The sequence below is a fragment of the Nocardioides maradonensis genome, from assembly GCF_054777115.1.
In genome coordinates, this window is sequence record NZ_BAAHAZ010000005.1 from 40,874 (window position 1) to 66,931 (window position 26,058).

At 71.5% G+C, this 26,058-nt stretch carries 27 protein-coding genes; 11 read left to right on the plus strand and 16 right to left on the minus strand.

The window, feature by feature from the left end:
• The first annotated feature begins 14 nt into the window (after nt 1–14).
• From ACYVAQ_RS06925 to ACYVAQ_RS06935, 3 genes are read left to right on the plus strand one after another with little or no spacing between them, the layout of a single operon-like run.
• Entirely contained in the window at nt 15–1,331 is a 1,317-nt protein-coding gene (locus ACYVAQ_RS06925) for an MFS transporter (RefSeq protein ID WP_460787777.1), read from the plus strand.
• Nucleotides 1,328–2,599, plus strand: a complete 1,272-nt coding sequence (locus ACYVAQ_RS06930; RefSeq protein WP_460787779.1) for an MFS transporter — start codon at nt 1,328–1,330, stop codon at nt 2,597–2,599. The genes ACYVAQ_RS06925 and ACYVAQ_RS06930 overlap by 4 nt, the downstream gene beginning before the upstream one ends.
• Nucleotides 2,600–2,607: 8 nt before the next feature.
• Nucleotides 2,608–3,495 (plus strand): 1,4-dihydroxy-2-naphthoate polyprenyltransferase, encoded by an 888-nt coding sequence (locus ACYVAQ_RS06935; RefSeq protein ID WP_460787780.1) that lies wholly within the window; start codon nt 2,608–2,610, stop codon nt 3,493–3,495.
• 7 nt (nt 3,496–3,502) lie between these two features.
• On the opposite strand, the gene ACYVAQ_RS06940 is transcribed toward ACYVAQ_RS06935, so the two are convergent.
• From ACYVAQ_RS06940 to hemL, 7 genes are read right to left on the minus strand one after another with little or no spacing between them, the layout of a single operon-like run.
• On the minus strand, nt 3,503–3,763 hold the full coding sequence (locus ACYVAQ_RS06940) for a DUF4229 domain-containing protein (RefSeq protein WP_460787781.1): 261 nt from the start codon (nt 3,761–3,763) through the stop codon (nt 3,503–3,505).
• The gene (ccsB, locus tag ACYVAQ_RS06945; protein ID WP_460787782.1) at nt 3,760–4,797 is read right to left on the minus strand and encodes a c-type cytochrome biogenesis protein CcsB; all 1,038 of its coding nucleotides are present in this window, start codon (nt 4,795–4,797) and stop codon (nt 3,760–3,762) included. Before ccsB ends, ACYVAQ_RS06940 begins: the two co-directional genes overlap by 4 nt.
• Nucleotides 4,794–6,389: a cytochrome c biogenesis protein ResB gene (resB, locus tag ACYVAQ_RS06950; RefSeq protein ID WP_460787783.1), complete on the minus strand. Its 1,596-nt coding sequence runs from the start codon at nt 6,387–6,389 to the stop codon at nt 4,794–4,796. Before resB ends, ccsB begins: the two co-directional genes overlap by 4 nt.
• Complete coding sequence (locus ACYVAQ_RS06955; RefSeq protein ID WP_460787784.1) at nt 6,386–7,150, minus strand: cytochrome c biogenesis CcdA family protein; 765 nt, start codon at nt 7,148–7,150, stop codon at nt 6,386–6,388. The genes resB and ACYVAQ_RS06955 overlap by 4 nt, the downstream gene beginning before the upstream one ends.
• Nucleotides 7,147–7,731, minus strand: a complete 585-nt coding sequence (locus ACYVAQ_RS06960) for a TlpA disulfide reductase family protein (RefSeq protein ID WP_460787785.1) — start codon at nt 7,729–7,731, stop codon at nt 7,147–7,149. The genes ACYVAQ_RS06955 and ACYVAQ_RS06960 overlap by 4 nt, the downstream gene beginning before the upstream one ends.
• 2 nt (nt 7,732–7,733) lie before the next feature.
• The gene (locus ACYVAQ_RS06965) at nt 7,734–8,450 is read right to left on the minus strand and encodes a histidine phosphatase family protein (RefSeq protein ID WP_460787786.1); all 717 of its coding nucleotides are present in this window, start codon (nt 8,448–8,450) and stop codon (nt 7,734–7,736) included.
• A complete protein-coding gene (gene hemL, locus ACYVAQ_RS06970) occupies nt 8,447–9,742 on the minus strand; it encodes a glutamate-1-semialdehyde 2,1-aminomutase (RefSeq protein WP_460787787.1) in 1,296 nt (431 codons plus the stop codon). The genes ACYVAQ_RS06965 and hemL overlap by 4 nt, the downstream gene beginning before the upstream one ends.
• A gap of 273 nt (nt 9,743–10,015) precedes the next feature.
• Here hemL and ACYVAQ_RS06975 point away from each other — a divergent pair, with 273 nt between their 5' ends.
• Together ACYVAQ_RS06975 and ACYVAQ_RS06980 are read left to right on the plus strand one after the other, a co-directional pair.
• The gene (locus ACYVAQ_RS06975) at nt 10,016–11,287 is read left to right on the plus strand and encodes a lytic murein transglycosylase (protein ID WP_460787788.1); all 1,272 of its coding nucleotides are present in this window, start codon (nt 10,016–10,018) and stop codon (nt 11,285–11,287) included.
• Nucleotides 11,288–11,424: 137 nt separating this feature from the next.
• Nucleotides 11,425–11,874 carry a hypothetical protein gene (locus tag ACYVAQ_RS06980; RefSeq protein WP_460787789.1) on the plus strand — a complete coding sequence of 150 codons (450 nt, stop codon included), beginning with the start codon at nt 11,425–11,427 and terminating at the stop codon, nt 11,872–11,874.
• Between the two features lie 2 nt (nt 11,875–11,876).
• On the opposite strand, the gene hemB is transcribed toward ACYVAQ_RS06980, so the two are convergent.
• From hemB to ACYVAQ_RS07010, 6 genes are all read right to left on the minus strand, one after another.
• Nucleotides 11,877–12,863, minus strand: coding sequence for a porphobilinogen synthase (hemB, locus tag ACYVAQ_RS06985; protein ID WP_460787790.1), 987 nt, complete (start codon nt 12,861–12,863; stop codon nt 11,877–11,879).
• 117 nt (nt 12,864–12,980) lie between these two features.
• A complete protein-coding gene (locus ACYVAQ_RS06990) occupies nt 12,981–14,633 on the minus strand; it encodes a bifunctional uroporphyrinogen-III C-methyltransferase/uroporphyrinogen-III synthase (protein ID WP_460787791.1) in 1,653 nt (550 codons plus the stop codon).
• Complete coding sequence (hemC, locus tag ACYVAQ_RS06995; RefSeq protein WP_460787792.1) at nt 14,630–15,625, minus strand: hydroxymethylbilane synthase; 996 nt, start codon at nt 15,623–15,625, stop codon at nt 14,630–14,632. The genes ACYVAQ_RS06990 and hemC overlap by 4 nt, the downstream gene beginning before the upstream one ends.
• Nucleotides 15,622–16,932 carry a glutamyl-tRNA reductase gene (locus ACYVAQ_RS07000; RefSeq protein WP_460787793.1) on the minus strand — a complete coding sequence of 437 codons (1,311 nt, stop codon included), beginning with the start codon at nt 16,930–16,932 and terminating at the stop codon, nt 15,622–15,624. The genes hemC and ACYVAQ_RS07000 overlap by 4 nt, the downstream gene beginning before the upstream one ends.
• Nucleotides 16,933–17,038: 106 nt before the next feature.
• Nucleotides 17,039–17,725 carry a redox-sensing transcriptional repressor Rex gene (locus ACYVAQ_RS07005; RefSeq protein ID WP_460787794.1) on the minus strand — a complete coding sequence of 229 codons (687 nt, stop codon included), beginning with the start codon at nt 17,723–17,725 and terminating at the stop codon, nt 17,039–17,041.
• Between the two features lie 197 nt (nt 17,726–17,922).
• On the minus strand, nt 17,923–18,171 hold the full coding sequence (locus ACYVAQ_RS07010; RefSeq protein WP_460787795.1) for a glutaredoxin family protein: 249 nt from the start codon (nt 18,169–18,171) through the stop codon (nt 17,923–17,925).
• 22 nt (nt 18,172–18,193) lie between these two features.
• Here ACYVAQ_RS07010 and ACYVAQ_RS07015 point away from each other — a divergent pair, with 22 nt between their 5' ends.
• The 4 genes from ACYVAQ_RS07015 to ACYVAQ_RS07030 all read left to right on the plus strand — a co-directional run bounded on the left by ACYVAQ_RS07015 (nt 18,194) and on the right by ACYVAQ_RS07030 (nt 22,075).
• Nucleotides 18,194–19,078 carry an HAD family hydrolase gene (locus ACYVAQ_RS07015; protein ID WP_460787796.1) on the plus strand — a complete coding sequence of 295 codons (885 nt, stop codon included), beginning with the start codon at nt 18,194–18,196 and terminating at the stop codon, nt 19,076–19,078.
• A 133-nt stretch (nt 19,079–19,211) separates the two neighbouring features.
• Nucleotides 19,212–19,997 (plus strand): sigma-70 family RNA polymerase sigma factor, encoded by a 786-nt coding sequence (locus ACYVAQ_RS07020; RefSeq protein ID WP_460787797.1) that lies wholly within the window; start codon nt 19,212–19,214, stop codon nt 19,995–19,997.
• A gap of 94 nt (nt 19,998–20,091) precedes the next feature.
• The gene (locus tag ACYVAQ_RS07025; RefSeq protein ID WP_460787798.1) at nt 20,092–21,273 is read left to right on the plus strand and encodes a DUF5667 domain-containing protein; all 1,182 of its coding nucleotides are present in this window, start codon (nt 20,092–20,094) and stop codon (nt 21,271–21,273) included.
• A gap of 88 nt (nt 21,274–21,361) precedes the next feature.
• The gene (locus ACYVAQ_RS07030; RefSeq protein ID WP_460787799.1) at nt 21,362–22,075 is read left to right on the plus strand and encodes a hypothetical protein; all 714 of its coding nucleotides are present in this window, start codon (nt 21,362–21,364) and stop codon (nt 22,073–22,075) included.
• On the opposite strand, the gene ACYVAQ_RS07035 is transcribed toward ACYVAQ_RS07030, so the two are convergent.
• On the minus strand, nt 22,072–22,725 hold the full coding sequence (locus ACYVAQ_RS07035) for a TrmH family RNA methyltransferase (protein WP_460788095.1): 654 nt from the start codon (nt 22,723–22,725) through the stop codon (nt 22,072–22,074). The genes ACYVAQ_RS07030 and ACYVAQ_RS07035 overlap by 4 nt on opposite strands.
• 100 nt (nt 22,726–22,825) lie before the next feature.
• On the opposite strand from ACYVAQ_RS07035, the gene ACYVAQ_RS07040 reads away from it, so the two are divergent.
• The gene (locus ACYVAQ_RS07040; RefSeq protein WP_460787800.1) at nt 22,826–23,533 is read left to right on the plus strand and encodes a DedA family protein; all 708 of its coding nucleotides are present in this window, start codon (nt 22,826–22,828) and stop codon (nt 23,531–23,533) included.
• A gap of 3 nt (nt 23,534–23,536) precedes the next feature.
• Here the strand turns inward: ACYVAQ_RS07040 and pyrE are convergent, their stop codons facing one another.
• Nucleotides 23,537–24,082, minus strand: a complete 546-nt coding sequence (gene pyrE / locus ACYVAQ_RS07045) for an orotate phosphoribosyltransferase (RefSeq protein WP_460787801.1) — start codon at nt 24,080–24,082, stop codon at nt 23,537–23,539.
• A 36-nt stretch (nt 24,083–24,118) separates the two neighbouring features.
• Here pyrE and ACYVAQ_RS07050 point away from each other — a divergent pair, with 36 nt between their 5' ends.
• Entirely contained in the window at nt 24,119–25,282 is a 1,164-nt protein-coding gene (locus tag ACYVAQ_RS07050; protein ID WP_460787802.1) for a pyridoxal phosphate-dependent aminotransferase, read from the plus strand.
• Here ACYVAQ_RS07050 and ACYVAQ_RS07055 read toward each other — a convergent pair.
• On the minus strand, nt 25,269–25,931 hold the full coding sequence (locus tag ACYVAQ_RS07055) for an Ig-like domain-containing protein (RefSeq protein ID WP_460787803.1): 663 nt from the start codon (nt 25,929–25,931) through the stop codon (nt 25,269–25,271). The genes ACYVAQ_RS07050 and ACYVAQ_RS07055 overlap by 14 nt on opposite strands.
• Between the last annotated feature and the right edge of the window lie 127 nt (nt 25,932–26,058).

The window sequence follows — 26,058 nt, forward strand, 5'->3', positions numbered from 1 at the left end:
GACAGAATGCGGTCATGCCGTCCGACTCGGAGCGCGGCTCGGGGCCAGGTTTCCTGCGACGCCTGATCCCGCCGACGCCACTCGCCCGCCGCCTCGCGACGCAGTCGCTGCTGTTCTCCGTCGGCGAGGGCACCTTCAACACCGGCAGCGCGGTGTTCCTGACCAAGGTCGTCGGCATGACGGCGGCCCAGGCCGGTCTCGGCATCACGTTGACGATGGTGGTGGGGTTCCTGGCGTCGTACCCGATGGGGCGGGTGGTCGACCGGCTCGGCCCGAAGCGGATGTGGGTCGCCGCGGCGCTCGGCCGCACCGCCGCGTTCGCCGCCCTGCCGTTCGTCCACTCCTTCGGTGCGTACGTCGCGGTGGGCGCCGTCTTCGGCCTCTTCGAGGCGCTCGGCGACGTGGCCCGCGAGTCCTACATCCTCGACGTGATGACCCGCGAGGAGCGGCTGGAGACCCAGGCGTACCTGTACTCCTGGCTCAATGCCGGCTTCACGCTCGGCGCCCTGCTCGGCGGCGCCGCGCTCGCGGTCGACGACCTGACCGTCATCCGGTTCACGCCGATGTTCGCGGCGGTGCTGATGCTGTGCAACGCGGTCGGGATCTCGCGGATGCCGCGCGCACCGCACGACCTGCGGGTCGCGTCCGGCCAGGCCCGCGAGAAGATCCCCGGCCCGTCGGCGATCCGCAACGTGGGCTGGATGATCACCTCCACGTTCAACGGGACGCTGTGGACCAACCAGGTCCTGCTCAACATCGTCATCCCGCTGTGGCTGGTCGAGCGCACCGACGCACCCCACGTCCTGCTGGCCTGGCTGTTCGGCACCAACACGGTGCTGTGCATCTTCCTGCCGACGTACATGGCGAGGACGGTCACCGACGTGCGCAGCGCCCGGCACAAGATCGGCATCGCGACCGGGTTCTTCGTCGTCAGCTGCCTGATCACGCTCGTCACCCACTCGACCGTCGGGTTGGTGACGATCGCGCTGGTCTGGCTGGGCCACGTGACGGTCACCGGCGCGGAGCTGTTCCTGTCCGCGGCGAGCTGGACGTTCCAGGCCGACCTGATGGACCCGCGCCGGCGCGGCGAGTACCAGGGCGTCGGCAACGTCTGCAACAAGCTCGGCTTCGTGTGGGCGCCCGCGCTCTACACCTTCCTCGCGATGAGCTGGGCCGAGGCCGGGTGGCTGGTCATCGCCGCCATCTCGGTGGTCGCCGCGATCGGCGTCCGCGCCGGGGCCGCCATGGCCGAGAGGTACGCCGAGCAGCACTTCCCGCGCGTCGTACCGACCCTCGCGGACGCGACCCCGACGGCCGTGGAGCCCGCATGAGGAACCCGGTCAACCGCCTGCTCGGCGACACGCCCCTGGTCCGGAGCCTGTCGTGGCAGTCGATCCTGTCGGCCGCCGGCGACGGCGCCTTCCTCACCGGCAGCGCGGTGTTCTTCACCCAGGTCGTCGGGCTGTCGGCGGCCCAGGTCGGCCTCGGCCTGACCATCGGTGGGATCGCGAGCTTCCTGCTCGCCGTACCGCTGGGCAAGCTGAGCGACCGCTTCGGCGCCAAGCAGGTCTGGTCGGTCACGTGCGTGCTCGAGTGCCTGACCTACGCGTCCTGGTTCTGGGCCGACTCGATGGCGACGTTCATCCTCGTCACGGTCGTGCTCGAGTCGGTGCAGGTCGCCGGCCGCGCGGCCCGCAACGCCTACCGCTTCGAGGTCTTCCCGCGCGAGCAGCGGGTGCGGAGCAACGCCTACTTCCGGGCCGCGCGCAACGTCGGCTACACCCTCGGCGCCCTGCTCGCCGGCGCCGCGCTCGCGACCGGCAGCAACACCGTGATCCGTACGGTCCCGATCGCCACGGCTGCGGTCCTGATCCTCAACGCCGCCCTGATCCTGCGCCTGCCCGGCCTGCACACCCTGCAGTCCGAGGACACCGAGACCGGGCTGGAGGAGGCGCTGCACGCCCACGACGGTGGCGCGGCGCTCCGCAACCGGCCCTACCTGCTCACCTCGATCCTGTCCGGGGTCCTCAACACCCACCAGGTGCTGCTCAACGTGGTGATCCCGTTGTGGCTGGTCGAGGAGACCGACGCGCCGCGCGTCCTGCTGGCCTGGCTGTTCGGCACCAACACGGTGATGGCGGTCTGCCTGCAGGTCGCCGCCGCGCGCGGGGTGGTCGACGTGGCCGACTCGCTGCGCGCCCAGCGCCGGGGCGCGTTCTTCTTCGTCGCCTCCTGCGCCATCATCCTCATCACCCACGACACCGTCGGCTGGGTGACGATCGCGCTGGTCTGGATCGGCCACGTGACCGTCACCGGTGCCGAGCTGTTCGGGTCGGCCGCGGACTGGGGGCTGCAGGCCGAGCTCTCGGACCCGAACCGGCGCGGCGAGTACCAAGGCGTCTCGCAGCTCGGCTTCACCGTCGGCACGGTGTGGGCGCCCGCGGCGTACACCTTCCTGGCGATGCACTGGGGCACCGCCGGCTGGCTCACGATCGCCGCCATCGTCGCGCTCGCCGCAGCGTTGATCCACCCTGCCGCGCACGCCGCCGAGCGCCGCATCAAGCGCCCCACGCAGCAGGCACAGCCCGAGCCTGCTTGAATCCGGCCATGGCCACACCCCAGCAATGGCTCGCCGGCGCGCGACCCCGCACCCTCCCCGCAGCGATCGCGCCCGTGGTGGCCGGGACCGGCGTCGTGGCCTACCCGTCGGTCAGTGACGTGGTGTGGGGCAAGGCCCTGCTCGCGCTCGTCGTCAGCCTCGCGCTCCAGGTCGCGGTGAACTACGCCAACGACTACTCCGACGGCATCCGCGGCACCGACGACGAGCGCGTCGGCCCGCTGCGCCTGGTGGGCTCCGGCCTGGCCACGCCCGCGGCCGTGAAGCGTGCCGCGTTCCTCGCCTTCGGGGTGGCCGGGGTGGCCGGCCTGGTGCTGGCGGCCACCACCGCGTGGTGGCTGCTGGCCGTCGGCGCGGTCTGCGTCGTCGCGGCCTGGTACTACACCGGCGGCTCGAAGCCGTACGGCTACCTGGGCCTGGGCGAGGTCATGGTGTTCGTCTTCTTCGGGCTGGTCGCCGTGGTCGGTACGACGTACGTGCAGACCGAGAAGTGGCACCACACCGGCTGGCCCTCGGTCCTGGCGGGCTGCGGGGTCGGCGCGCTGGCCTGCGCGATCCTCGTCGCCAACAACCTGCGCGACATCCCGACCGACACCGAGGCCGGCAAGATGACACTCGCTGTGCGCCTCGGGGACCGGCGGACGCGCGCCTTCTTCGCCACCCTCGTCACGGCCGCCTTCGGCGCGCTGTTCGCCCTTGCCGCGACGACCACCTGGTGGGCGCTGCTCGGCCTCGTCTACGCCATCCCAGCGCTCCGAGCGGCGAAGATCGTCGGCTCCGGCGCCACCGGCCCGCGGCTCATCCCGGTGCTGCAGAAGACCGGTCTGGCCGAGCTGCTGTGGGCCGTGTTCGCGGCCGTCGGGCTCTTCGTGGGCTGAGCCGGGCTCAGTCCACGTCCTCCTTGGCCCGGGCGGCCTCGTAGCGGTCGACGATCCGATCGGCTCGGCCGGTGACGCGCTGGGCGAAGGCCTCGCGCGGCTTGTTGAGCAGCAGGTACGACGCCGGCGCGCTGATCACAAACGCCAGCACCACCGCCCACGTCATCGGCACGTCACTGGTGATCGCGAACCAGACGCCGAACACGACGACCAGCGTGGCCAGGAACAGACCGACCCGCAGGCCGGTGTAGACCCAGAACTCCTTCACAGGAGGCTCCTTTCGTGCACCAGCCCGTGCGGCTGGACCTCCACCAGCGCCGGAGCGGCGTACGAGTGCTGGCTGGAGGAGTTGAAGTAGTTGATGCCGATGAAGTTGAACCACAGCGTGGCCAGCCCGACCAGCGCCAGGATCGCTGCGTTGCGGCCGCGCCAGCCCGCGGTGGCGCGGGCGTGCAGGTAGCCGGCGTACACGACCCAGGTGATGAACGCCCAGACCTCCTTGGGGTCCCAGTTCCAGTAGCGCGACCAGGCCTGGTGCGCCCAGATGGGGCCGGAGATGAGGACGGCGAAGGTCCAGATCGGGAACGCGAACGCGTGCACCCGGTAGGCGACCCGGTCGAGCGCCTCCAGGCCCGGGACCCGGCCGAGCCACCCGGTCAGCGGGGCGCCGTCGGCCTTCGCCTCGGCGCGGGCCTTGACCAGGTAGACGATCGAGGTGATCCCGCCGAGGGTGAACGCGCCGGTGGCGATGGCCGCCGAGATGACGTGGATGACGAGCCAGTACGAGCTGAGCGCGTCGGTCAGCGGCGCGACCGCCTCGTGCAGCACGAGCATCGCGATCATCAGCATCGTCACCACGAAGCCGACGACGAGCGGCGACATCCAGGACAGCCCGAACCGCTTGTAGAGCGCCAGGTACATCGCGATCACGATGAACGAGCCGGTGATCGTGAACTCGTACATGTTCCCCCACGGCACCCGGTTCGGGTCCGCGGCCATGCCCCGGCCGACCAGGGCGACGAAGTGCACGACGGCCGCGATGCCGGTCAGCAGCAGGCCGAGCCGGCCCCAGAAGGCCACCTTCTCCTCGCGGGTACGCCGACCGGAGTCCTCCCCGGGGGGCGCGGCCGGAGCCGCGGAGGCCCCGCCGGCCGTGACGAGCTCGCCGACCTCCGCGGCGACCGCGCGGGGCTGGCGCAGCATCGCCCACTCGACGAGGTGCGAGAGGAGCGCGAGGAAGTACAGCACTCCCGCTGCTCCGATGGCGTGGTCGCTGAGCGACGCCCAGTCCGCGTTGGTCACGGCATTCCCTTCTGAAGTCTCCCGACCAGGTCGTCGAGGATCTCCTGCACATCGGCGTTGCCGGAGCGGTCGAGGACGGCGACCTCGACGACGGTCCGTTCCATGGTGCCTCCCGGCTGGCCGTCCGTCACCTTCCGGGCGCGCACCCAGACCCGCCGCGGACGGATGAACAGAGATCCGCACAGGCCGATCAGCGCGAGGACCACGCCAGCCAGGGCGATCCGCTTGCCGGGCGTCTGGCTGATCTGGACCCGCACCCACTTCTTGACGCCGTCGAACGTCACCGAGCCGAGCCCGTTCGGCAGCCTCACGGTCTGCCCCGGCTTGAGGTCGAGCCGGTACGGCATGCCGTTGGCCTGGCGCACCTGCGTGGCGTGGGTCTTGTCGAGGATGTACACCGACTGGCCGGTCCCGCTGTCGAGCCCCAGGTCGCCGGTGTAGACGAACATGGCCAGCCGCGGGTTGAGGTCGTTGGGGAAGACCGTGACCGGGTTGCCGTGGACCGCGGCGTACGTCGGGTAGAACACGCCCTCCAGCCCCAGCTGGACCGGCTTGGTGATCGAGGGCTTCACGACGCCGTACGACAGGAAGGTCGCGTCCTGGGGCAGGAAGACCTGCGGCCCGCTCGCGATGACCTGGCCCTTGCCGTTGCGCACCGTGATGACCGGCGCGTAGCCGTGGCCGATGAGGAAGACCTCGGTGCTGCCGATGTCGAGCGGGTGGTTGACCTCGAGGTCGAAGTCCTTGGTGGCGCCCTTGCCGCACTGTTCCTGGTAGCCGATGCCGGCCTTGAACTTGACCGCCATGCCCGCGCGCGAGCCCGAGGTGAGCCACTGGTCGCTGTAGCTGTTCACCGTGAAGCAGAACGGGTTGAGCTGGCTGGTGCGGAACAGGCTGCCGGGGTTGAAGTCGTCGTACTGGGTGAGGTTGTTGGAGAAGCTCTGGCCCTCCACGATCACCACGCCGCCCTCGAAGCCGAACAACCCGCCCATCGCGAAGCCGGCGAGCACGATCAGCACGGAGAGGTGGAAGACGAGGTTGCCCGCCTCGCGCATCTGCCCGCGCTCGGCCGCGACCCAGTCGCCGCCGGATCCGGTGGTTGAGCCTGTCGAAACCCGGAGCCGGTGACGCCGCCCCAGCACGGTGCGCGCGTGCGCCAGGACGTCCTCCACCGAGGCCGAGGTCTCGTACGACGTGGAGGCCGGCAGCCTGCTCAGGTTGGCCGGTGCGGCGGGCGGCTGGGCCCGGAAACCGCGGAAGTAGACGCCCAGGCGCGGGATGATGCAGCCGACCAGGGAGATGACGAGGAGCAGGTAGACCGCCGCGAACCACGGAGAGCTGTAGACCGAGAACAGCCCGAGCTTCTCGTAGATCGGGGTCAGCTGCGGGTGGTCGGTCTGCCACCGCGTGACGGCCTGCTGGTTGACCCCGGACTGCGGGATGACCGAGCCGGGGACGGCGGCGAGCGCGAGCAGGAGCAGCAGCACGATAGCGGTGCGCATCGACGTCAATTGACGCCAGGTCCAGCGCAGCAGCTCGCGCAGGTTCAGCTCACCGGGCCGCCGCTCGGCGCCCTTGTCGTTGTCGGTCACACACCCACCCACGAGCTGTTGACGGTCCTGAGCTGCACCCACTGCACCAGGTGGTCCCACGAGCCGGTCAGCATCAGCAGCCCGATCGCGACGAGCAGGACGCCGCCGGCGCGCATGATCCAGACCTGGTGGCGGCGTACCCAGCGCAGCGCGCCGAGGGTCCGCTCGTAGGCCACCGCGGCCACGACGAACGGCAGGCCCAACCCGATCGCGTAGACCAGCGAGAGCAGGCCACCACGGAACGCGGTGCTGCCGCTGGCGTAGGTGAGGTTGAGGATCACGCCGTACGTCGGGCCGATGCACGGGGTCCAGCCGATCGCGAACAGCGCCCCGATCAGCGGGGCCGCCGCCAGGCCGACGCCCGGCAGCCTGTGGATCCGGTACTCCTTCTGGAACAGCGGGATGACCCCTGCGAAGACCAGCCCGAGCACGATCAGCACCACACCGAGCACCAGGGTCAGCTCGTGCTGGTAGTGCCGCAGCTGCCCGCCGATGGTGCCGAAGGTGGCGCCGGCCAGCACGAACACGACGGCGAAGCCGAGCACGAACAGCAGGGCGCCCAGCAGCATCCGGCTGCGGTGCCGGGCGGCGGCGCCCGATGCCAGGTCGGCGCCGGAGAGGCCGGTCGCGTAGGAGAGGTAGCCGGGCAGCAGCGGGAGCACGCACGGGGAGAAGAAGGAGACCAGCCCGGCGATCAGCGCCACGGGCACGGCCAGCGCCAGCGACCCGCCGGCGGCCTGCTCACGGAACCAGTCGGTCACGCGCCGCTCCCGAGCTCGGCGTCGACCAGGTTCGTCAGCGTCGTGGCCGACGGGATGGTGCCGGGGATGAGCGCCGCGACCCGGCCCTGCTGGTCGAGCACGATGGTCGAGGGGACCGCCGGCGGGTCGTAGTCGCCGAAGGCCAGCAGGGTCTTGCTCGCCTGGTCGTAGAACGACGGGTAGCCCACCCCGCTGGCGCTCTCGAACGACCGGGCCTGTCCTGGGTCGTAGTCGCGGATGTCGATGCCCACGAACGCGACCTTCCGGGCGTTCTTGCCGGTCGCGTAGGACTTCTCGACCTGCGCGAGCATCGGCATCTCCTTGCGGCACGGCACACAGCCCGACCACCACACGTTGACGACGGTGACCTTGCCGCGGAAGGACGCGAGGCTCAGCGGCTTGCCCTGCAGTGTCGTACCGCTGATGTCGACGGGAGCCTCCCTCTTGTCCGGCGCGATCGTCGTGACGCCCACGCCCTGGCCGTCCAGGTAGCCGTTGCCGTGGGAGCCGAGGCCGCTGCAGGCGGCGAACAGGACGACACCGGCCGCCAGGCACGCCACGAGAGCAGAGGTACGCCGCACGATCAGCCCGCCTGCTGGTCGCTCGGGTCGTCGACCTTGGCGCCGGTCGGTCCGATGATGCCCTCGCCCGCGGAGAACGGGGCGTTGCGCGCGTCCTTCGGGATCAGGTCGATCGCGGGCTCGGCGTACGAGATCTGGGTGAGGGCCTCGCCCACGAAGTGCAGCGAGGTGACCGAGCAGAGCGTGCACTGGCGCCGGCGCGGGTCGTGCAGGAACGAGCGACCCTCGACGGCGAGCCGGGTGGTCCAGATCGGCAGCTGGTGGGAGACGAGGACCGCCTCGTGCCCCTCGGCGGCGGCACGCGCGTCCCGGACGGCCTCCAGCATCCGCTCGACGATGTGCGCGTACGGCTCGCCCCACGACGGCTTGAACGGGTTCCAGAGGAGCCGCCAGGTCGCGGGGTTGCGCAGGGCGTTCCGGCCGCGGCCGAACTGCATGCCCTCGAACTTGTTCTCCGACTCCAGGATGCGCGGCTCGATGCCGACCTCGAGGTCGAGGGTCGCGGCCAGCGGGGCCGCGGTCTCGCGGGCCCGCTCGAGAGGCGAGGACCGGATGAGCGTGACGTCGCGCTTGGCCAGCCAGGTGCTGGTGCGCTGGGCCATCGCCTGACCGAGCTCGGAGAGGTGGAAGCCGTCGCGGCGCCCGTAGAGCACGCCGTCGGGGTTGAAGACCTCGCCGTGCCGGACCAGGTGGACGACGGTGTCGGGCGTCGCGCTCACTTGTTCACCTCAGCAGCAGCCTTGGCCGCGGCCGGCAGCGCGTCGAGGACGTGCTGCACGGCGTTGTCGTCATGCGCAGAGGACACGAACCACGCCTCGAACGCCGACGGCGGCAGGTGCACGCCCTGGTCGAGCATCGAGTGGAAGAAGGCGGCGTACGCCGGCACGTCGGTGCGCTGGGCGCCGGCGAAGTCCGTGACCGGCTGGTCGGTGAGGAACACCGAGAACATCGAGCCGGTCGATTGGATCACGTGCGGGACGCCGGCGGCGGTGAACGCCTCCGCGACCCCCGCCCGCAGGGAGTCGGCCACGGACCCGATGTGGGCGTAGACGTCGTCGGTGGCGTGCTGGAGCGTGGTGAGACCCGCGGCCGTCGCGACGGGGTTACCGGCGAGGGTGCCGGCCTGGTAGACGGGCCCCTCGGGCGCGAGGTGGTGCATCACGTCGGCCCGGCCGCCGAACGCCGCGGCGGGGAAGCCACCGCCCATCACCTTGCCGAAGGTCATCAGGTCGGGGACCCAGCCCTCGACGGCGCCGTCGGTGCCCCACTGGCCGGCCTTCGAGACCCGGAAGCCGGTCATCACCTCGTCGGAGATGAACAGCGCGCCGTTCGAGCGGCAGGTCTCGGCCAGGAACTTGTTGAAACCCGGCGCGGGCGGGACGACACCCATGTTGCCCGGCGCCGCCTCGGTGATGACGCAGGCGATCCGGTCGCCGTGCTCGGCGAAGGCAGCCGTCACGGCATCGCGGTCGTTGTAGGGCAGCACGAGGGTGAGTTCGGTGGAGCTGGCCGGTACGCCGGGGGTGCCCGGGATCGCGAAGGTGGTCAGCCCGGAGCCGGCCGAGGCGAGCAGGGCGTCGACGTGGCCGTGGTAGCAGCCGGCGAACTTGACCACGACGTCACGGCCGGTGAACCCGCGCGCGAGCCGGATCGCGGTCATGGTGGCCTCGGTGCCGGACGTGACGAGGCGGGCGCGCTCGACGGGCGTGCGCGCGACGATCGCCTCGACGAGGGCGACCTCCCCCTCCGTGGGCGTCCCGTACGACGAGCCGCGGGCGGCCGCGGCCTGCACCGCCTCGACCACCGCGGGGTGGGCGTGGCCCAGCAGCATCGGGCCCCAGGAGCAGATCAGGTCGACGTACCGCCGGCCGTCGACGTCGGTCAGCCAGGCGCCCTCGGCGCTCGCGATGAACCTCGGCGTGCCTCCGACGGCGTTGAAGGCCCGTACGGGAGAGTTCACACCACCCGGGGTGACCGTGCGGGCGCGGGCGAACAGCTCCTCGGACTTCACCGCGCCATTGTCGCCGATGGGTCCCAACCGGCCCCATTCGGGCGCCGCGCTGGACGCCCACCGCGGCCCTCATAGTCCTTTTGGGTCATTTCGGCCAATCGATCGGCTGGTTTCTGTGCGGATGACCATGTGACACCCGTAACGTCGCTGTGTCAGGATTCGTTGTGCCCTTGTCGCCGGACTTGGGAGCGAGGCGACACAAGGGAGCAGCGGATCTGTCGGGACGTGACCGGCGGGGAGGGCTCGTTGCTCAAGTTGGACAAGGGAGACGCTATGTCGAGGAAGCGCCTGGGACGTCTGCAGCGCGCCGCCACCATCATTCCGCTCGCGCTGCTGTCCGCCGCGTGGACGGCCAGCGTCGCCGGCATCGGCGGCGTGGTGGGCCCGGTCAGCGCGGCAGGAGCACCTGCGGCCAGCGACACGAGCGTCCCCTCGCAGCCGCTCAAGGACCCCGCGAGCGTCTCGTCGCCGGGCCTGCTCGACGGCGGGAACGGGTCCTCGATCGTCAACGCGGCCTCGACCAACGACATCCCGAGCGCCGCCCTCGCCGCCTACCAGCGCGCCGAGTCGGTCATCAACTCCGCGGACACCTCCTGCCACCTCACCTGGCAGCTGATCGCCGCGATCGGCCGGGTCGAGTCCAACCACGGCCGCGCCGACGGCAACGTCCTCAACGACCAGGGCGTCTCCGTGCCGGGCATCTACGGCCCGGTGCTGAACGGCAAGAACGGCAACAAGGCGATCTCCGACACCGACGCCGGTCAGTACGACAACAACACCCAGTGGGACCGCGCCGTCGGCCCGATGCAGTTCATCCCGGCGACCTGGGCGGTCGTGGGCGTGGACGCCGACGGTGACGGCAAGCGCAACCCGCAGGACATCGACGACGCCGCGCTCGCCGCGGCGGTCTACCTCTGCTCCGGCACCGACGACCTGTCGACGCTCGCCGGCCAGAAGGCCGCGGTCTACCGCTACAACAACAGCAACGCGTACGTGAACCTGGTCATCCGCGTCATGAACGGCTACCTCCAGGGTGACTACGCGACCGCGCCGAACAACTCCACCGCGGCCGGCTACCTGGTGCCCGGCGGCCCGAGCTACTCGGGCGGCGGCACCTTCGGCGGCGGCCACAACACCTTCAACGAGTCGGTCAGCTCGGGCCACGACAACCCGGGCACCGGCGGCGGCTCCACCGGCGGTGGCTCCACCGGCGGCACGACCGGCGGCGGCTCGACCGGCGGCACCGGTGGCCCGACCACCGGCCCCACGACCGGCCCGACCGGCGACCCGATCACCAACACCGTCACCGGCGTGGTCAAGGGTGTCGGCGACGCGCTGAGCGGTCTCACCGGCGGCGGCTCGACCGGCGGCGGCTCGACGGGCGGCAGCACTGGTGGTGGCACCGGCGGCAGCGACCCGGTCAGCCAGGTCGTCAACGGCCTGCTCGGCGCGCTGAACCCGGTCACCGCCCAACTGCAGTGCAACCTGCAGTTCGCGCTCAACCCGACCAAGAAGCAGGAGTGCCTGGCCTCCTACGGTCTCTGAGCAGCCGCACCACCCAGCACCTCCACGAAGCCCCCGGACCAGCGGTCCGGGGGCTTCGTGCTTCCCGATCTCGCGTCCCGAGCCGGTGCGCCCTACCCTGGAGGCGGGCTGGGGGCATCGGGACTCAGGAATCACACATGACCAGGACACGCTTGCTGAACGTCGCGGGGATCGCCGTGGCGCTCGTTCTGATCGCCTCGTGGGCGCTCGGCGTGCTGTGGAGCGAGCACCACGCTCCGGCTACCGCGGCGCGCGCGGCCGCGACGACCCCGGCCGCTGCCACGGCGACCGGCACCCCTGACGGTGCGCGGGTGCATCCGCTGCGGCCGAAGGCACGGCGTACCGTCTCCGCGAGCGCCTCGGCGACCGCGAGCGACTCGGCGACCGCAGCCGCGCCGCATCACCCCACCGCCCACCACGCCCCGGCCCACACGCCCGGCACGCACCACGCGTCGGGCGGCGGTCAGTCGTCCACTCCCTCGGCGCACCCGACCTCGGGCGGCTCGTCCACGCCGAGCCCGTCACCGAGCCCGACGCAGGACATCCTGACCCAGCTCCTCGGTGGCCTCACGCACCTGCCGCACTGACCTCAGGCGCGCAGCAGTCGCGCGGCCTCGACGGCCCAGTAGGTCAGGATGACGTCCGCGCCCGCCCGGCGGATCGCGGTCAGCGTCTCGAGGATGGCCGGCTCGCGGTCGATCCACCCGTTGGCCGCGGCGGCCTCGACCATGGCGTACTCCCCGGAGATGTTGTACGCCGCCACCGGCACGTCGACCGCGTCGCGGACCCGCTGCAGCACATCCAGGTAGGCCAGGGCCGGCTTCACCATCACGATGTCGGCACCCTCGGCGATGTCGAGCAGCGCCTCGGCGACGCCCTCGCGCGCGTTGCGGTAGTCCTGCTGGTAGGTCCGGCGGTCGCCCTCGAGGGACGAGTCGACGGCCTCGCGGAAGGGCCCGTAGAACGCCGAGGCGTACTTCGCGGAGTAGGCGAGGATCCCCGTGTCGGTGTGGCCGGCGGCGTCGAGCGCGGCGCGGATGACCGCCACCTGGCCGTCCATCATGCCGCTGGGGCCCACCAGGTCGACACCGGCCGCCGCCTGGACACGGGCCATCTCGGCGTACCGCTCGAGGGTGGCGTCGTTGTCGACGCGGCCGTCCGGGGTGAGCACGCCGCAGTGGCCGTGGTCGGTGAACTCGTCCAGGCACAGGTCCGCCATCACGACCAGGTCCGTGCCGACCTCCCCCACGACGTCGGCGATCGCGAGGTTGAGGATGCCGTCCGGGTCGGTCGCGCCCGACCCGACCGCGTCCTTGGTCTCGGGGATGCCGAAGAGCATCACGCCCCGGATGCCCGCCTCGGCGGCCTCGACGACCGCCTTGCGGAGCGTGTCGCGGGTGTGCTGGACGACGCCCGGCATCGACGAGATCGCGATCGGCTCGGACGCGCCCTCGCGCACGAACACCGGCAGCACCAGCTGGGCCGGCCGCAGCGTCGTCTCCGCGACCATCTCACGCAGGGCGGCGGTGGTCCGCAGCCGGCGGGGACGGACGACGGGACGCTCGATCTCGCTCATGCCGCCATCCTCCCAAATGCGCGAAACCCGGGTTCTGGCTGGTCGAGTCCCGGGTTCTGGCGGCGGTACCGCCGCCAGGACCCGGGACTCGGTTGGCCAGAACCCGGGTCTCGGGGGTTACTCGGCCTTGCGGCGGCGGCCCGAGGGCTTGCGGTCCGACGGCTTGGTGACCGGCTCACCGGCCTCCAGGAAGGCGGCCCGGCGGGCGGCGCCGAAGCCGGCGAGGGACTCGGCGAGGATCTCGACGTCCGGCACCGGCGACATGACGTCGACGCGCAGGCCGTGCTCCTCGGCGGTCTTGGCCGTGGCGGGGCCGATCACCGCGATGATCGTGGACGGGTGCGGCTTGCCGGCGATGCCGACCAGGTTCCGCACGGTGCTCGACGAGGTGAAGACCACCGCGTCGAACTTGCCCGTCTTGATCGCGTCGCGGGTCGGCGCCGGCGGCGGGGCGGCCCGGACGGTGCGGTAGGCAGTGACGTCGTCGCACTCCCAGCCGAGGTCGACCAGGCCGGCGACGAGGTTCTCGGTGGCGATGTCGGCGCGCGGCAGGAAGACCCGGTTGATCGGGTCGAGCTGCTCGTCGTACTCCGGCCAGTCCTCGAGCAGGCCGGCGGCCGACTGCTCGCCGGACGGCACCAGGTCGGCGCGCAGGCCCCACTCGGCCAGCGTCGCGGCGGTCTTCTCGCCGACCGCGGCGATCTTGAGGCCGGAGAAGGCACGGGCGTCGAGGCCGTACTCCTCGAACTTCTCGCGCACGGCCTTCACCGCGTTGAACGAGGTGAACGCCACCCACTCGTAGCGACCCTCGACCAGGCCGCGGACGGCCTTGTCCATCTGCTGCGGGTTGCGCGGCGGCTCGACGGAGATGGTCGGCACCTCCTCGGGCACGGCGCCGAAGCTGCGCAGCTTGTTCGACAGCGAGGCCGACTGCTCCTTGGTGCGCGGGACGAGGACCCGCCAGCCGAACAGCGGCTTGGTCTCGAACCAGGACAGCGTCTGGCGCAGGTCGACGACCTTGCCGACGACGGTGATGGCCGGCGGAGCCATCCGGGCGGCGCGGGCGTCGACCGCGATCCGCTCCAGCGTCGAGGTGACGGTCTGCTGCTCGGTGGTGGTGCCGACGCGGGTCATCGCGACCGGCGTGGTGGCCGGCCGGCCGGCCTCGACCAGCGCCTTGGCGATGTCGCCGATCTGACCCACGGCGGAGAGCAGCACGAGGGTCGGGGCGTCGGCGTACTTCGACCAGTCGACCTTGTCGCCGCAGGTGACGACGGCGACCTCACGGTGGTCCTTGGTGGTCAACGGGATTCCCGCGTACGCCGGCACGGCACCCACCGACGATACGCCGGGGACGACCTCGAACGGCAGACCCGCCTTGGCGACGGCCTGGGCCTCCTCGGGGCCGGACGCGTAGAGGAACGGGTCGCCGCTGAGCAGGCGGACGACGCGGACGTCGCGCTTGGCCTGCTTGACGACGACCTTCGCCCGGGCGGCGTGGGTCAGCGGCTGGCCGTCCTCGCCGAAGCCTCCGTCGAGGACCTCGGCCTCCGGGCTGCCCGCGGCACCACGGACGAGCGCGATCAGCGTCTCGTGCTCGGGCGTCTCGGTGATGAGCACGTCGGCGTCGGCGATCAGCTGTGAGGCACGCAGTGTCAGCAGCTCGGGATCACCGGGACCCGTCCCGACGAACGCGAGGCTGCCCGAGGTGGGCAGGGCGACGTCAGGGGTCCCCGCGGGGGTGGCCTTGGTCGAGCGGGATCGGGTCATGCCTCATGCACCTCTGCTGGTCGTTCGGCGGAAGGCGGTGCCGCGGGGGCCGCTGAGAGCTCCCGGGCGCCGTCATCGAGCATCTCGGTGGCGATGCGCTCACCGAGCCGGATCGCGGCCTCGGACCAGGCTGCCGGCTCGTCGCCCAGGGGCGTCGAGCCGGAGGTCCGGACTGCGAGGGTGCCGTCCTCGGACAGCACCACGGCACGGAGCCAGAGCTCCGGGCCGGAGTCGCCCTCGACCACGTCGGCGAGGGCACCGATGGGGGCGGAGCAGCCCCCCTCGAGGGTGGCCAGGGTCTGCCGCTCGGCGGTGACGGCGGCGCGGGTGGCGGCGTCGTCGAGCTTCGCGAGCAGGGCGAGCGTCGCGGCGTCGTCCGCGCGGCACTCGATCGCCAACGCCCCCTGGCCGGGCGCGGGCAACATCTGGAGCGGGTCGAGGGCCTCGGTGGCCTCCGCCGCACGGCCGAGACGGGCCAGGCCCGCCCGGGCGAGCACCACGGCGTCGTACTCCCCGGAGGTGACCTTGCCGATCCGGGTGTCGACGTTCCCCCGCATCGGGCGTACGTCGAGGCCGAGGCCGAGTGCCTTCAGCTGCGCGACCCGGCGGGGCGAGCCCGTGCCGACCACGCTGCCGACGGGCAGCTCGCCGAGGGTGAGACCGTCGCGGGCCACGATGACGTCGCGGGGGTCCTCCCGGCGCGGGATCGCGGCCAGCGCGATGCCCTGCTCCGGGTAGGTCGGCAGGTCCTTCAACGAGTGCACGGCCACGTCGACCTCCCCGGCGAGCAGCGCCTCGCGCAGGGCGCTCACGAACACGCCGGTGCTCGAGGCGCCGACCAGCGGGGTGCCTGCGGCCTGGCTGCGGTCGCCGTCGGTCGCGATCTCGACCAGCTCGGTCTCGACGCCGGTGACGTAGGTGATCGCGGACGCGACCTGCCGCGACTGGGTCGTGGCGAGCCGGCTCGCGCGGGTGCCGATGCGGAGGGTCATGCGGATCCCTCCTCGGTGACGACGCTCGGACGGGTCACGGCGTCCACCGCCTCGGGGTCGAGCGCGAAGAGCTCGGCGAGCGCGGCGGCGTACGAGACGGCGCCCTGGTCGTTGGCGAGCTCCTTGACGCGGACGGTCGGCTCGTGGAGCAGCTTGTCGGCCACCCGGCGGACCGAGGACCGGACCTCGGCCAGGACGGCCGAGTCGAGGCCGGGAAGGCGGCTCTCCAGCCGGGTCATCTCGGCGTCGACGACCGAGGTCGCCATCGAGCGGAGCGCGACGACGGTCGGGGTGACGCTCGCCTGGCGGCGGGCCGCGAGGAAGGCGGTGACCTCCTCGGCGAGGATCCGCCGGACCTCGAGCACCTCGGCGCCCGCAGGGCTGTCGGCGAGGGCGTCGGCGAGCGCGGCGAGGTCGATCCGGGTGACCCCGGGCAGGTCCGCGGTGTCGGGATCGATGTCGTGCGGCAGGGCGAGGTCGATGAGCGCGAGCGGCCGGTCATCGCCGGCCCGCGCGGCGGACACCATCTCGGCGTCGACCACGATCCCGGTCGCGCCCGTGCAGCTGATGACCACGTCGGCGCGGCCCAGCTCGGCGCCCAGCTCCTCGAGGGGTACGGCGACACCGTCGTACTGCGCTGCGAGCCGGCGGGCACGCTCCGGCGAGCGGTTGGCGACGGCGATCCGCTCGGCGCCGAGCCGACGGACCGTGGCGGTGGCGAGACCGGCCATCGCACCGGCGCCGATCACGAGGACGGACCGACCCGCGACCGAGCTCTCGTCCGGGCCGACCTGGTCCAGCGCGGCGCTCACCAGCGTGGGCGCGACGACGTCGATCGCGGTCTCGGCGCGGGTGCGCTTGCCGACGCGCAGGGCCTGCTGGAACAGCCCGTTGAGGGCCGGGCCGACGCTGCCGATCTCCTGGCCGCGACGCAGGGCGTCGCGGGTCTGACCGAGGATCTGCGCCTCGCCGACGGCCATGGAGTCCATGCCCGCGGCGACCTTGAACAGGTGCGACACGGCGCCGTCGTCGTAGTGCACGTACAGGTTGGGCAACAGGGCCTCGGTCGACTCCCCCGCGCGCTCCAGCAGCAGCCGCGAGAGCTGCTCGATGCTGCCGTGGAACCGGCTGACCTCGGTGTAGATCTCGAGGCGGTTGCAGGTCGCGATGACCGTGGCCTCGGTGACGTGGTCGCACGCCGCGGCGGCCGCGGTCAGCTTCTGCACCCCGGCGTCGTCGAGGGCGACCCGCTCCAGCAGGGAGACGGGTGCGGAGTTGTGGGAGATCCCCACCACCAGCACGCTCACGCGCCAACCTCCCCGTGCTCGCTCCGGTTGCTCCGCAAGCTCCGCGCCCTGCGCTGCGCGCGCGTCGGCGCGCATGAAAGGCCGATGGTTCGCTCGCTACGCTCGCTCACGAGGCACCCTCCAGCTCGTCGGACTCGGGGACACCGGCCTTGCGCTGCTCGTGGAAGGCCAGGATCTGCAGCTCGATGGACAGGTCCACCTTGCGTACGTCGATGCCCTCGGGGACGGTGAGCACCGCGGGCGCGAAGTTGAGGATGCTGGTGATGCCGACCTCCACCATCCGGTCGGCGACCGCCTGCGCGGCGACGGCGGGGGTCGCGATGACCCCGATCGCGACATCGCGCTCGCGCACGATCTCCTCGAGGTCCGCGAAGTCGCGCACGACCACGCCGGCGACCTCGCGGCCGACGATGGCCGGGTCGGCGTCGAGCAGCGCGAGGACGCTGAAGCCGCGGCTGCGGAAGCCGGAGTAGTTGGCGAGGGCCTGACCGAGGTTGCCGATGCCGACGATGACGACGGGCCAGTCGTGGGTCACGCCGATCTCACGCGCGATCTGGTAGCGCAGGTAGTCGACGTCGTACCCGACGCCACGGGTGCCGTAGGAACCGAGGTAGGAGAGGTCCTTGCGCAGCTTCGCCGAGTTGACGCCGGCGGCGGTCGCGAGATCCTCGCTGGAGCAGGTGCGAATCCCCGTCTCCACGAGGGCGGTGAGGGCCCGCAGGTAGACGGGCAGACGGGCGACCGTGGCTTCCGGGATGACCCGGCCGGCCTCTGGCGAAGTCCGTGCTGTCACAACTCTTCTTTCCAGTCGCTCCCCTCTGGAAGCGGCCCGGCCACTGTAGGAGTTCGTGAACGCGCGAACCAAATCCGAGTCAGACCCCGTTCGAGGGACGAGAACGGGGTCTGCTAAGCGAGGAGATCGAGTAGGCGCACGGGCGAGCGGAGCGAGCCCGTGACCGCCGTATCGAGATCTTCGGGACGGTCGAGAACCTAGGAGACCGACTCTGCCAGCGCGGCCCTGAGACGCTGCTCACTGACCCGCCAGAAGTCGTGCTGACGCCCGTCGACGAAGGTCACCGGGATCTCCTCCCCGAAGCGGGCCTGCAGCTCCGGGTCGTCGTCGATCGAGACCTCGACGTAAGACTCCCCCAGGTCGGCGCACACCCGCTCGATCACGGCGCGGGCGTCGTCGCAGAGATGGCAGCCGGGACGACCGTAGAGAGTTATCCGGGGCGACACATTTCCACACTAGTGTTGAGCCATGGCGGCATCCAACGGCCGACGCCCCCCTCGCGTCGACCTCCAGCAGCGCTCCACCCTCGCGGGCGAGGCCTCCGCTGCTGCGGCCGAGGTCGAGACGGCGCTGACCCACCCCAGCGACCCGACGGCAGCGGCCTTCTTCGACGTGGACAACACGGTCATGCAGGGGGCGAGCATCTTCCACCTCGCCCGTGGCCTCTACCGCCGCAAGTTCTTCGGCACCCGCGACATCCTCGGCGCCGCCTGGAAGCAGGCCTACTTCCGGATCGCCGGCATCGAGGACCCCGAGCACGTCGCCGAGGCACGCAACTCGGCGCTCGCCTTCATCGCCGGCCACACCGTGGCCGAGCTCGAGGAGGTCGCCGAGGAGATCTTCGACGAGGGCATGGCCCACCGGATCTGGCCGGGCACCCGCGCGCTCGCGCAGATGCACCTCGACCAGGGTCAGCGGGTGTGGCTGGTGACCGCCGCCCCCATCGAGATCGCCACCCTCATCGCCCGCCGGCTCGGCCTCACCGGGGCGCTCGGCACGGTCGCCGAGCACGTCGACGGCGTCTACACCGGCAAGCTGGTCGGCGACATGCTGCACGGCCCGGCCAAGGCGGTCGCGGTCCAGGCGCTGGCCGAGCGGGAGGGCCTGGACCTGAGCCGCTGCTCGGCGTACTCCGACTCCTCCAACGACCTGCCGATGCTCGGCCTGGTCGGTGACCCCTGCGCGATCAACCCTGACCCCAAGCTGCGCTCCTACGCGCGCGAGCACGGCTGGCGGATCCGCGACTACCGGACCGGCCGGCGGGCCGCCCGGGCCGGCGTGCTCGTCGGCGGCGCCGCCTCCGGTGCGGCACTCGCCGGTGCCGTCGTACGCCGCCTGACCCGACCCCACTGACACCACCCGACACGCCCGGGACAAAGTCCCGGACGCGAGGCCTGGTCGGACGCGGACTGCTGCATCCGGTTCCACCGAAGCCCGATCCGCCGTAGGATCGCATTTGGGGGAAGTCGAAGGGGAGGGACCGGGGATGACCTGGGAACACGACGCTGCGCGGGGTCTGGAGGCCCTGCGTGCTGCCGTGTCCTCGGCTCTGGCCGACCTGCTCGTGCCGAGCCCGACCCCTGCCCTCGCGGGCGGCTGGCTGCTCAACGAGGCCGACCACGGCTTTCCTGCCGAGCCCGCGGACGGCGGCGCCGGCTCGGGCGGCTCCGGTGGCACGTACGGCGATGCCCGGCTGGCCACCTCCTCCGAGGACTCCCCCGAGGAGCGCGAGCGGCTGATCGGCCTGGTCGAGCTCGCGCGCGGCGGCGACTCCGAGGCGTTCGGCCTGCTCTACGACCACTACCAGTCCTCGGTCTACCGCTTCCTCTACTACCGGACCCGCTCGGCCGTGGTGGCCGAGGACCTCACGTCCGAGACCTTCTTCCGCGCGCTGCGCAACATGTCGTCCTTCCGCTGGCAGGGCAAGGACTTCGGCGCCTGGCTGATGACGATCGCGCGCAACCTGGCCACCGACCACTTCAAGGCGGGTCGGACGCGGCTGGAGCTGACCACCGAGGACATGGGTCAGCACGACGACACCACCGAGGGCCCCGAGTCCGCGGTGCTGGCGAGCCTGACCAACGAGATCCTGCTCGAGGCGCTCACCAAGCTGCCCAACGAGCAGCGCGACTGCCTGATCATGCGGTTCCTGCAGGGTCTCAGCATCGCCGAGACCGCCCAGGCCCTCGGTCGCACCGACGGCGCGATCAAGCAGCTGCAGCTGCGCGGCGTGCGCAACCTGGCGAAGCTGATGCCGGAGGGGCTGCGATGACGGCCTCGTACGTAACCTTCGCGCCCGAACGGTCGTTGTTCGGGCAGGTCGCTCCCGACCTGTTCCCGATCCACCACAACGAAGGACGAGCGTCATGATCGGCGGTAACGCGCACCAGCGGCGCGCCGAGGAGTTCGACGCCGCCGTCTCCGGGCGTGCCCAGGGCACGTCGCAGGAGCGGTACGCCGAGCTGCTCGACGTGGTTGCTGCCCTGCGTTCCGTGCCCGAGCCCGCCGCCCGTCCCGAGTTCGTGGCCGACCTGCGGGCCCGGTTGATGACCGCTGCCGCGGAGATGCCGGTCGCCTCCGAGTCGCGCACCGACGCCGCCACCGCGCTGCGCCTGACCCCGAAGCAGAAGCGGGGCAGCCGCGAGCGCCGCGCCGCGGCCCTGCTCGGCGGCTTCGCCGTCGTCGCCGCGAGCGGCTCGATGGCCGTGGCCTCGCAGAGCGCCCTGCCGGGCGACACGCTCTACCCGATCAAGCGCGCGATCGAGAACGCGCACGCCAACCTCGAGTCCTCGCCGCAGTCCAAGGCCTCGGTGCTGCTCGCCAACGCGACGACCCGGCTCTCCGAGGTCGAGGAGCTCAGCTCCCGCAGCGACGCGGACGCCGGGCAGATCAGCTCGACGCTGCAGGCCTTCAAGGACCAGACCAGCCAGGCGAGCGCGGCCGCGATCGACGCGTACGACAGCAACGGCGACGGTTCCCCGCTCAGCGCGCTGCGCTCCTTCGCCGGCACCTCGATGGGCCGGCTGAGCGCCCTCGACGACGTCCTCCCGGTCGGGTCGCGTCCCGCGCTGGTCGCGGCGGCCCAGACCGTGCAGGCGGTCGACCAGGCGGCGTACGACGTCTGCCCGACCTGCACCGACGGCCTCGTCACCCAGCTGCCGTCCTTCGCGACCCAGCCGCTGAGCTCGCACCTGAAGACGCCGTTGTCCACGACGAAGAACCACCCGTCCGGCACGAAGGCGTCGGGCTCGCAGCAGCACTCCACCGGCACCGTGCCGGGCGACGACAGCACGCCGCCGTCGCTGCCGACCACCGGCCCGACGGTCGGCGTCCCGGACGTGCTTCCGCCTTCCAGCCTGCCGACCGCCGCGCCCTCCGACGGCGCGGTCATCCCGGACACGATCAACCAGATCACCAAGCAGCTGCTCGGCGGCACGTCCAGCAGCAGCTCCGGCTCGGCCACGAGCAGCAGCAGCGGCAGCGGGACCAAGGACGGCGGCTCGACCGTCCTCGGCAGCGTCACGGGCCTGCTGGGCCTGAAGAAGTAGCCACCGGATCTCGACAAAAGGCCGCGGGACCGTCGCGCGTTCCCGCACACTGGGGTGCCGTTCCAGCACCTACCGACTCGGAGGCCCCGTGCGCAACCGCATCCTGACCCTGATCGCCCTGGTCGTCGCGATCCTGGTCCCCACCCTCGGGCCCGGCCTCCCGACCGCCACGGCGCTGACGGACCCGATGTACGGCGCCCCGGCCGTCGGCCAGTGCTACAACATGGCCGGCTCCTTGGTGATCAGCTCCGAGTCCGCCACGGCTCCGACCGTGCCCTGCTCGGGACAGCACACCGTGGTGATCACGGCCGTGGCTCAGATGCCGGCGACGATGACCTACAGCGGCACCGCCTTCGCCACGTTCCTGTCGAAGACCTGCCTGCCCGCCACGGTGCGGGCGTCCGGCGGCTCGAAGCTGCGCTACGGCCGCTCGTCGTACGCCGACTACGTCTTCATCCCCACCACCGCGCAGCAGGACCAGGGCGCGCACTGGGTGACCTGCATGATGGGCATCGCCCAGGGGTCAACGGTGCTGCGCATCACCGGCCGGTACCCGCACCTGCCGAGCAACCTGCCGCCCAGGCTCACCTTCTGCCTGACCGGCCGCGACCTCATGACGAACTGCGCCGCTACCCACAAGTGGCACCCGGTGACCGCCACGACGGTCACGGCGAGCCAGTCGTACATCGACAACAAGGCCGTGGCCGTGTGCCGGTCCCGCCTCGGTAGGACCGGCTGGCTCGCGACGTGGAAGCGCGTCGCACCGATGACCACCTGGGTCGTCAGCTGCATGCGGAGCTAACCCCGCCAGGCGTCCCCCGAGGTCAGGTCGGCGTGCTGCACCACCCACGAGTGCATCGCGATCGCGGCGGCCGAGCTGGCGTTGATGGAGCGGGTCGAGCCGAACTGGGCGATCGAGAAGGTGCCCTCGCAGACCTCACGGGCTCGCTCGGACAGCCCCGGGCCCTCCTGACCGAAGAGGAAGCAGACGCGCTCGGGCAGGCGCATGGTCTCGAGGTGCTCCGAGCCCGGCAGGTTGTCGATCCCGAGCAGGGGTACGCCGCCCAGCTCGTCCTGCAGGTAGGCGTGCAGGTCGGCGACCGTCGGGTGGTGCCGGACGTGCTGGTAGCGGTCGGTCACCATCGCGCCGCGCCGGTTCCAGCGGCGGTTGCCCACGATGTGCACCTCGGCCGCGAGGAACGCGTTGGCGGAGCGGACGATCGTGCCGATGTTGAAGTCGTGCTGCCAGTTCTCGATCGCGACGTGGAAGCCGTGCCGGCGGGTGTCCAGGTCGGCGACGATCGCGTCCACCGACCAGTACCGGTAGCGGTCCACGACGTTGCGTCGATCGCCCTCGGCGAGCAGCTGCTCGTCGTACACCTCCGAGCCGGGGCCGGTCGGCCACGGCCCCTCCCAGGGACCGACACCGACCTCGGCCGGGCCGTGCGGCATCGGGTCGTACGGCGCCCGCTCGATCTCGCCCGACACATCCACGGGATGGTCATCCACGGGTCTTCACCTCTCCTCAACCATCACCGATTAGGGTTTCGACGTGTCCGAACTCCTGGTCCAGGCGACCTCCCTGGCCATCAGCCTCCACGACGTGACGAAGTGGCTCAGCCCAGACTTCCTGCTCAAGGAGTTCGGCGCCGCCCTGTTCTGGGTCGGCATCGGCGTCCTCTTCGTCGAGTGCGGTCTGCTGTTCCCGTTCCTCCCCGGTGACACCCTGCTGTTCGCGATGGGCCTGTTCATCGCCGAGGGCAAGGTCGACATCATCCCGGGCGGCCACTTCGGGGACCTGCTGTTCGCCATCGTGGTCTACTGCGCGGCCGCCTTCGCGGGAAACGTCTCGGGCTACATGATCGGCGACCGGGTCGGGCCGGTGATCTACGAGCGCGAGGGGCGGATCGTCAAGCGCGAGTACCTCGAGCAGACCTCCGCGTTCTTCGACCGACACGGCCACTCGGCCCTCGTGATCGGACGGTTCGTCCCGTTCGTGCGCACCTACATCACCCTGGTCGCGGGCGTGACGCGGATGAACCGCAAGGTCTTCTTCGTCTGGAGCGCGATCGGTGCGGTCGCCTGGGTGTGCTCGCTGCTGCTCATCGGCTACGGCCTCGGCCAGACCTTCCCGAGCCTGGGCAAGTACATCGACCTGGTGACCTACGGCCTGCTGGCCGTCACCGTGATCGGCCTGGTCTACGAGATCTGGAAGAAGCGGCACGAGCAGAAGCCGGCGCTCGAGGGCGACGAGTCCTGACGCTCAGGCTTGTGCCGCGGCACGGGCCGCGTCCAGCACCGCCTTGGTGAGCACCGGGCGGATCTCCAGGCCGACGTCGGCCAGCGGGTTCTCGCCCTCCGGCGAGCGGTCGATCGCGCAGATGACGACCTCGACGACCGCGCCCGCCTCGCGCAGCGCGTTCGTGGCGTCGCGCACCGCGCCGCCGGTGGTGATGACGTCCTCGATGAGGGTCACCCGCTTCCCGGCGTACGACGGACCCTCGGCGAGCTTGGCCGTGCCGTACTCCTTGGCCTTCTTGCGGATGAAGAGCGCCGGGAGGCCGACCAGCTGGCTGATGGTGGTGGCGATCGGGATGCCGCCCATCTCCAGGCCACCGAGCAGCTCGGTGTCGGCCGGCAGCAGCTGTGCCATCTCCCGGGCGACGCGGGCGAGCAGCAGCGGGTCGGCCTCGAAGAGGTACTTGTCGAAGTACTCGTTGCTCACCTGACCCGACCGGAGGGTGAACTCCCCGGTGAGGCGGCAGGTGGCGTCGATGTCGGCAGCGAGGTCCGCGTCGGTCGTGGTCACGAGACTGAAGGTTAGTGCGGTGGCTAGGGTCGCTGCATGGGCAGGGCAGCAGCACGCGTCGCCGGCACGGGTACGACGATCTTCGCGGAGATGTCCGCGCTGGCGATCCGGACCGGGGCGGTCAACCTGGGTCAGGGCTTCCCCGACGTCGACGGACCTCCGGCGGTGATCGCCGCGGCCGTCGCAGCGCTCGAGGGCGGCGCCAACCAGTACCCGCCCGGCCGGGGCATCCCCCCGCTGCGCGCGGCGATCGCGGCGCACCAGCGCCGCCACTACGGGATCGACCTCGACCCCGACACCCAGGTCCTGGTGACCACGGGCTGCACCGAGGCGATCGCGGCGGCGATCCTCGGCCTGGTCGACCCGGGCGACGAGGTGGTCGTGCTCGAGCCCTACTACGACTCCTACCCGGCGATGATCGCCTTCGCCGGTGGGGTACGCCGGCCGGTGACCCTGCGTGCGCCGGACTTCGCCCTCGACCCGGCGGCGCTGCGGGCCGCGATCACGCCACGCACCAAGCTGATCCTGCTCAACAACCCGCACAACCCGACGGGCCGCGTGCTGACGACCGCCGAGCTGCAGGCGGTGGCCGACGTCGCCCTCGAGCACGACCTGCTGGTCGTGACCGACGAGGTCTACGAGCACCTGACCTTCGACGGCCGGCGGCACGTCCCGCTCGCGACGCTTCCGGGGATGGCCGAGCGGACGCTGACGCTCTCCAGCGCCGGCAAGTCCTACTCGTTCACCGGGTGGAAGGTCGGTTGGGCGACCGGACCGGCGGACCTGGTCGACGCGGTGACCGGCGCCAAGCAGTGGCTGACCTACGTCTCCGGGGCTCCGCTGCAGCCCGCGGTCGCCGTCGCGCTCGACGAGCACGCCGGCTTCCCGACCGCCCTCGCGCACGAACTGGAGGCCGGCCGCGACCGGCTGGTCAGCGGTCTGCGGCAGGCCGGCCTGACGGCGTACACCCCGGAGGGGACGTACTTCGCGACCACCGACGTCCGCGACCTCGGGTGGGCCAGCGGACGCGACTTCTGCCTCGCCCTGCCCGAGCGGGCGGGCGTCGTGGCGATCCCGATGCAGGTGTTCTACGACTCCGATGCCGGCGACACCCTGGTGCGCTGGGCGTTCTGCAAGCGCACCAGGGTGCTCGACGAGGCGGTACGCCGGCTGGTCGCAGCCGACCTCAGCGCTGGATGATCCAGCGCGGCGGCATCGTCCGGAGCGCTGCCGGCGGTGCTCCCGGCGGCAGGACGTGCGCGCCGGCCGGCAGGTGGATGCCGCGGATGATGCCGGTCTTGAAGGCGCCGTTGCGCTCGTTCACCGCGAGCCAGACCACCGAGACCCGACGTACCCGGACTCGGATGCTGGAGTGCGCGGGCACGCTCACGCGGCCGTCCGCGTGGCGCTTCTTGTAGGAGCCCCACAGGAACTGGAACCCGAACTTGCCGTTGTTGAACACGCGGAGCGTCCCGGGCCGCTCGCCCTTGACGACCTTCGCGAACATCGGCGGCGGCGCCTTGACCGTGACGGTGACCGTGGCCGGGGTCAGGTACGAGAAGTCGCAGGCGTAGTACGTGAAGCTGTAGGTGCCCGGCTCCAGACCCACGATGAACAGCGAGCGGTCGGAGTTCTCGACGATGAGGTTCTTGGGGATCGGCCCGAGCCGGCAGACGGCCAGAGAGTCGCCGTCGGGGTCCGAGTCGTTCGCCAGCACGTTCTTCTCGACCGGCGTGAAGACCTGGGTCGTGACCGTGTCGTTCGCCGTGACCGGCGGCGACCCCGTGGTCGCGTGCGCGGCTCCTGCCGTCACCATCGCCAATGCCGTCGCGCCCACGAGTGCGCGCACCACCAACCTCATCTGATGTTCCCTCCGACGTGCGCGATCCAGGGGTGATCGTGCGAAGTGTTCACGCTACCTGCGAAACCGCGTCCGGGTGTGCGGAATCGTGCACCTCTCGCTCCAGCCCGAAGGA